This window comes from Quadrisphaera sp. DVD1 (assembly GCF_058932755.1).
Window position 1 is genome coordinate 1 of sequence record NZ_JBZYWI010000179.1, and the last position, 5807, is coordinate 5807.

Here is a 5807-nt window from a genome sequence, read left to right on the forward strand (position 1 = left end):
AGGTCCCGTTCGGCGTGCAGGAGCAGGTGCAGGTGTTCCACGGCGCTCTCCAGTCTCAGCAGGGGTGCACGGGGTGGGTCAGGAGCCGGCGGCCTCAGGCGACGGCGCCGGCGGGTTCGCGCAGGAGGCCGTGCTCGTGCGCGTGCTCGGGCAGGTGCTCGGGCAGGGGGTGCTTGCGGGGCCGGCCGCGAGGCCGCTTGCGCGCCACGACCTCGCCCGCGAGGACGAGCTCGCCGCCCCAGACGCCCCAGGGCTCGGCGCGCTCCAGGGCGCCCTGCAGGCACTCGACGAGCAGCGGGCACTCCCGGCAGAGCGCCTTGGCGGCCTCGACGTCCTGCGGGAGCTCGGCGAACCAGAGCTCCGGGTCGTTGACCCGGCAGGGCAGGGGGGACATCGGCATCTCCTTCGGTGCGGTGCGGACGGCGCGGTGCTCTCCGGCGGACCGGGAGCGGTGCGGGAGCCGCGGCACGAAGAAGGCCGCGGATCCCGGTGGGGATCCGCGGCCTGAGCGCCGGTGCGGTGCTGACCTAGCTGGTCAGGACCCGCCTGGCGACAGGCAGAGGTGTCCCCTGGGACGTGGTGTTGACGGCGACGACGCCCGGCACGGCGATGTCATCGCGGTGGGTGGACGCACGGGTGGCCCAGAACGGAGCACTGCCGCCGCTGCGCAGGCGCAGGGCGGAGCCGTCGACGAGGGCGCCGCGACGCGCGAACTCGTTGGTCGTGTCCATCGGGGCACCTCCATCCGTTCTGGGCTCGACGCCGGGGGCGTCGAGGAGCTGGTGTCGAAGAGGCTAGGGGAGGGGTGATGGAGGGCACAACAGGTTTTTCCGGTGAGTCCTCCGACCGGGTCCCGGCCCTCCCCCGAGGGCCGCGACCCGGCGTCAGCCGGCGCTGTTGAGGACGCCGAGCACGGCCTCGGCGTAGCGGTCGAGCTTGGCCGGGCCGACGCCGGCGATCTTGGCCAGGCCGGCGCTGTCGGTCGGCCGGGCCTCGGCGATGGCGACGAGCGTGGCGTCGGTGAAGACGACGTAGGCGGGCACCTTCGCCTCCGCCGCCGTGCCGCTGCGCCACTCGCGAAGCTGCTCGAAGACGGCCTCGTCGTAGCTGGGCGGGCAGTCGGCGCAGCGCCCGACCTTGCGCTCGGCGGGGGTGTCGAGCAGGGAGCCGCAGCCCCGGCAGGTGCGCACCAGGCCCTCGCCCTTGCGCTTGGCGCGCGGGTTGGCCGGGCGGGCGGCGCGCGCGTCGCCGTCCGTGGGGCGCAGCCCGTCGAGGAAGCGCGAGGGGCTGCGGCTCGCGCGCCCGCCCGGGGTGCGCGCCCGCGACCACGACAGCGCCAGGTGCTCGCGGGCCCGGGTGATCCCGACGTAGAGCAGCCGGCGCTCCTCCTCCACCGCCTCGGGGTCGTCGGCCGAGAAGGAGATCGGCATCAGCCCCTCGCTGAGGCCGACGAGGAAGACGGCGTCCCACTCCAGGCCCTTGGCCGCGTGCAGCGACGCCAGCGTCACGCCCTCCACGGTGGGGGCGTGCTGGGCGGCGGCCCGCTCGTCGAGCTCGGCGACGAGGTCGGAGATCCGGGCCTGCGGCCGGACGGCCGCGACGTCGTCGGCGAGGGCGGCCAGGGCCTGCAGGGAGGCCCACCGGTCGCGCACGGCGCCGGTGGCGGTCGGTGGCGCCTCGCTCCACCCGGCCGTGGCCAGGACGTCGCGCACCGCGCGGCCCAGCGGCGTCGAGCCGTCGTCGCCGCGCGCGGAGCCGCGCAGCAGCAGCACCGCCTGGCGCACCTCGGAGCGGGCGAAGAACCGCTCCCCGCCCCGCAGCAGGTAGCCGATGCCGGCCTCGGTCAGCGCCTGCTCCAGCGGCTCGGACTGGCCGTTGGTGCGGTAGAGCACCGCGATCTGGCCGGTGGGGACGCCGGAGTCGACCAGCGCCCGCACCCGCGCGGCGACCCCGGCGGCCTCGGCGACGTCGTCCTCGTAGCTGGTGAAGCTCGGCGCCGGCCCGGGCTCGCGCTGGGCGACGAGCTGGACGCGGGCGCGCGTGGCCGACTTCGGCGCGCGGTCGAGCAGCCCGTTGGCCAGGGCCACCACCTGAGGGGTGGAGCGGTAGTCGCGCACGAGCTTCACCACCGTCGCGCCGGGGTAGCGCGTGGGGAAGTCGAGCAGGTGCTTCGGGCTGGCCCCCGCGAAGGAGTAGATGGTCTGGCTGGCGTCGCCGACGACGCACACGTCGGTGCGCTCCCCCAGCCACAGGTCGAGCAGGCGCTGCTGCAGCGGGGAGACGTCCTGGTACTCGTCGACGACGAAGTGGCGGTACTGGCGGCGCACCGACTCCGCGACGTCGGCCCGCTCGTCGAGGATCCCGGCCGTGAGCAGCAGGACGTCCTCGAAGTCCATCGCGCCGCGGTCGGTCTTGACGTCCTCGTAGGACTGCAGCAGCCGCGCCACGGTCGCCGGGTCGAGACCGCCGGGGGTGCCGCGCCCGGCCTGGCGCGCCGCCGCGGGGTAGCGCTCGGGCACGAGCATCGCGACCTTCGCCCACTCGACCTCCGCGGACAGGTCGCGCACGGCCGCGCGGTCGACGGACAGCCGCAGCCGCGCCGCCGCCTCGGCCACCAGCCGCGCCTTGTGCTCCACGAGCACCGGCAGCGCCCCGCCCACCGCCTGCGGCCAGAAGTACTGCAGCTGGCGCAGGGCCGCGGCGTGGAAGGTGCGGGCCTGCACGCCGGGCACGCCGAGGTCGCGCAGGCGCGAGCGCATCTCCCCCGCGGCGCGCGCGGTGAAGGTGACGGCCAGGACGGTGCGGGGGTCGTAGACCCCCGCGTGCACGCCGTGCGCGATGCGGTGGGTGAGGGCGCGGGTCTTGCCGGTGCCGGCGCCGGCGAGGACGCAGACCGGGCCGGTGAGCGCGGTGGCGACCTCGCGCTGCTCGGGGTCGAGGGAGGCCAGGACGGCGTCGGACATGCTCATCAGGACAACCATGGTGTCCTATCGGGGTGACAGTCGGACCCGGTCCCGCACCTTCCTCGCTCCTGACCGTCGAGGAGCTCCTCGCACGAGCGCGCTCCCTCGTCGTCCCGGGGCAGCGCCGCCTCCTGGGGATCACCGGCGCCCCCGGTGCCGGGAAGTCCACACTGGCGGCCCAGCTCGCCGCCGGGCTCGGGGACCAGGCCGTGCTCGTCGGCATGGACGGCTTCCACCTCGCCGACGCCACCCTCGTCGCCTGGGGCCGCCGCGACCGCAAGGGCGCACCGGACACCTTCGACGCCGCCGGGTACGTCGCGCTGCTGACCCGGCTGCGCGCGGACGCCGACGCCGTCATCCACGCCCCGGAGTTCCGCCGCGAGATCGAGGAGCCCATCGCCGGCGCCGTCCCGGTGCCGCGCGGCACGCCCCTGGTGATCACCGAGGGGAACTACCTGCTCCTGGACGACGGGGACTGGGCCGGCGTCCGACCGCTCCTGGACGAGGTGTGGTTCGTCGCGCCCGACGACGCCGTGCGGCGGCAGCGCCTGGTCGCCCGGCGGGTCGGCCTCGGCGAGGACACCGCGAGCGCCCGGGCCTGGGCCGAGGGCCCGGACGAGCGCAACGCCCGGCTGGTCGCCACGACGCGCGACCGCGCCGACCTCGTCGTCCAGGTGGCCGACCCGCGCTGAGCGTCCCGCCACCGCTCGGGCGCACCCCCGGAATGCCCGACCGTGCCGCGGGAGTTGGCACGGGGTGGACCACCCCACCGAGGAGGAACGATGACGAGCCCCACGCTGCCGCAGGCCGGGACGATCACGATGTACACGACCAGCTGGTGCGGGTACTGCCGGGTGCTGAAGAAGAACCTGCAGCGCGAGGGCATCACCTGGAACGAGGTGAACATCGAGGAGGTCCCCGAGGCCGCCGAGTACGTGATGAGCGTCAACGGCGGCAACCAGACCGTGCCCACGGTGGTCTTCCCCGACGGCTCCGCGGCCACCAACCCCTCGCTGGCCGAGGTCCAGGCCCGGCTGGCCTGACCTCCCCGATCCCCCTGCGCGTCCAGCCGCTCGACGTCGCGGGCGTCGCCGCCCGCCTCGCCGAGGCCGCGCTGCGCGGCTCGGCGCGCCGCCTCGGCGTCGACGGAGCGGTCCCCGGTGACCGCGCCGTCCTCGCCGAGGCGGTGGGGGCCGTCCTGGTGTCGGCCGGTCGGCCGGTCCTGCGGGTCAGCGCCGACGACTTCCTGCGACCCCGCTCCGTGCGCCTGGAGCACGGCCCCGACGACCCCGACGCCGGCTACGAGCGCTGGTACGACACCTCGGCGCTGCTGCGCGAGGTCCTCGACCCGCTCGAGCCCGGCGGCTCCGGCCAGTGGCTGCCGGCCCTGTGGGACGCCGCCGCCGACCGCGCCACCCGCGCCCCGCGCCGCTCCGCCCCACCGGGCGCCGTCCTCGTGCTCGAGGGCCCGTTCCTGCTGCGCTGGGAGCTGTCCGGTGCGCTGGACGCCGTCGCGCACCTGCAGACCTCCCCCGCCGCCCAGCGCCGGCGGCTCGCCCCCGAGGACGTCGTCCGGGTGACCGGGGCGTGGGAGCGCTACCTGGCCGAGACCGACCCGGCCTCGCGCGCGGACGTCCTCGTGCGCTGCGAGGACCCCCGCCACCCCGCGCTGGTCCTCCCCGCCTGAGACCGGCCCCACCGGGGACGTCCAGCACCGCTCCCGACCCCGGTCCGCGCGGCTGCGCGTCCCCGGTCGTCAGCGGCGCGGGGTCACGGCCAGGGGGTGTCGTCGGTCAGCGGGCCGCCGTACCAGTGCTCGATGATCCGGCGGGCGATCGAGATGCCCGGCGGGAGCAGGACGTCGCGGCTGGCCACCGCCGCGGCGAGCTCCTCGCGGCTGAACCAGCGGGCGTCGGTGATCTCCAGGTCGTCGGTGCGCACCGCCGTCCCCACCGCGCGCCCGATGAACCCCAGCATGAGCGAGGCCGGGAAGGGCCACGGCTGGTTGCCGAGGTAGGTCACCTCGCCGACCTCGACCCCGACCTCCTCCAGCACCTCGCGGCGCACCGCGGCCTCGAGGGACTCCCCGGGCTCGACGAAGCCGGCCAGGGTCGAGTACCGGTTCGCCGGCCAGGCGTCGTTGTGGCCCAGCAGCAGCCGGTCGTCGGCGTCGACGACCGACATGATCACCGCGGCGTCGGTGCGCGGGAAGTGGTCGCTGCCGTCCTGGGGGCAGTGCCGCACCCAGCCGGCGGAGGCCACCTCGGTGGCCGCCCCGCAGCGCGGGCAGCGCGGGTTCACCGCGTGCCAGCGCATGAGCGCGACCGCCTCGGTGAGCAGCCCCGCCTCGGTGTCGTCGAGCACGGCGCCGAGCTGGCGCAGGTCCTGCCACTGGTCGCCCGAGCCGGGGTCGAGGTCGGGGTCCTCCACCTCGGCGGCGAGGAACTCGGTGCCGTCGGGGCCGGTGCCCAGGTACGCCCGCACGAGGGCGTGCGGCACCGCCGAGGGAGGCACGAGGTCCAGGCGCGGCGTCGGCCCGGACACCACCGGCGCGCGCCCGGACGACGTCCGCAGCACCCGGCTGGCGGGGTCGGCCCACAGGCGCTCCAGCAGGCCCTCCTCGGTCCGGCGGTTGCCCTGGCGGTCGACGGTGGAGCGCGACAGGGACAAGCCGGACAGCGTCATGCGGCCACAGTAGGCGGGCCCGCGCACGGCACTCGCAGGGGCCGGGGAGGCGCTGTGGGCGCCGCCCGGGCAGCCGCCCTACGGTGGGCGCCGTGACGCGCAGCCCCCTGGTCCTCGCTGCGCTGCTGAGCGCCGCGCTGCCCGACGCCAAGCCGGTGC

7 protein-coding genes are annotated in these 5807 nt (G+C 76.4%); 3 read left to right on the top strand and 4 right to left on the bottom strand.

Translation table 11 applies throughout. The features are described 5' to 3' along the window. Positions 1-94 precede the first annotated feature (94 nt). The 3 genes from AC5FZL_RS15110 to AC5FZL_RS15120 all read right to left on the bottom strand — a co-directional run bounded on the left by AC5FZL_RS15110 (position 95) and on the right by AC5FZL_RS15120 (position 2969). Positions 95-394: a WhiB family transcriptional regulator gene (locus tag AC5FZL_RS15110; protein WP_493619711.1), complete on the bottom strand. Its 300-nt coding sequence runs from the start codon at positions 392-394 to the stop codon at positions 95-97. A gap of 133 nt (positions 395-527) precedes the next feature. Further along, positions 528-731, bottom strand: coding sequence for a hypothetical protein (locus AC5FZL_RS15115; protein ID WP_493619712.1), 204 nt, complete (start codon positions 729-731; stop codon positions 528-530). 153 nt (positions 732-884) lie between these two features. Next, entirely contained in the window at positions 885-2969 is a 2085-nt protein-coding gene (locus AC5FZL_RS15120) for an ATP-dependent DNA helicase UvrD2 (RefSeq protein WP_493619713.1), read from the bottom strand. A gap of 26 nt (positions 2970-2995) precedes the next feature. Between AC5FZL_RS15120 and AC5FZL_RS15125 the strand changes: the two genes are divergently transcribed. The 3 genes from AC5FZL_RS15125 (at position 2996) to AC5FZL_RS15135 (ending at position 4650) form a co-directional block, all read left to right on the top strand. Beyond that, positions 2996-3655, top strand: a complete 660-nt coding sequence (locus tag AC5FZL_RS15125) for a nucleoside/nucleotide kinase family protein (RefSeq protein ID WP_493619714.1) — start codon at positions 2996-2998, stop codon at positions 3653-3655. Positions 3656-3745: 90 nt separating this feature from the next. Beyond that, positions 3746-4006, top strand: coding sequence for a mycoredoxin (locus AC5FZL_RS15130; protein WP_493619715.1), 261 nt, complete (start codon positions 3746-3748; stop codon positions 4004-4006). 143 nt (positions 4007-4149) lie between these two features. Then, positions 4150-4650, top strand: coding sequence for a nucleoside/nucleotide kinase family protein (locus AC5FZL_RS15135; protein ID WP_493619716.1), 501 nt, complete (start codon positions 4150-4152; stop codon positions 4648-4650). 83 nt (positions 4651-4733) lie between these two features. Here AC5FZL_RS15135 and nudC read toward each other — a convergent pair whose 3' ends face one another. Continuing rightward, entirely contained in the window at positions 4734-5648 is a 915-nt protein-coding gene (nudC, locus tag AC5FZL_RS15140; protein WP_493619717.1) for an NAD(+) diphosphatase, read from the bottom strand. Positions 5649-5807 lie beyond the last annotated feature (159 nt).

Bases quoted from the DNA above. Each gene is read 5' to 3' on its own strand.
- AC5FZL_RS15110 (WP_493619711.1), bottom strand. From the start codon at position 394: ATGTCCCCCCTGCCCTGCCGGGTCAACGACCCGGAGCTCTGGTTCGCC.
- AC5FZL_RS15130 (WP_493619715.1), top strand. From the start codon at position 3,746: ATGACGAGCCCCACGCTGCCGCAGGCCGGGACGATCACGATGTACACG.
- nudC (WP_493619717.1), bottom strand. From the start codon at position 5,648: ATGACGCTGTCCGGCTTGTCCCTGTCGCGCTCCACCGTCGACCGCCAG.
- AC5FZL_RS15115 (WP_493619712.1), bottom strand. From the start codon at position 731: ATGGACACGACCAACGAGTTCGCGCGTCGCGGCGCCCTCGTCGACGGC.
- AC5FZL_RS15120 (WP_493619713.1), bottom strand. From the start codon at position 2,969: ATGAGCATGTCCGACGCCGTCCTGGCCTCCCTCGACCCCGAGCAGCGC.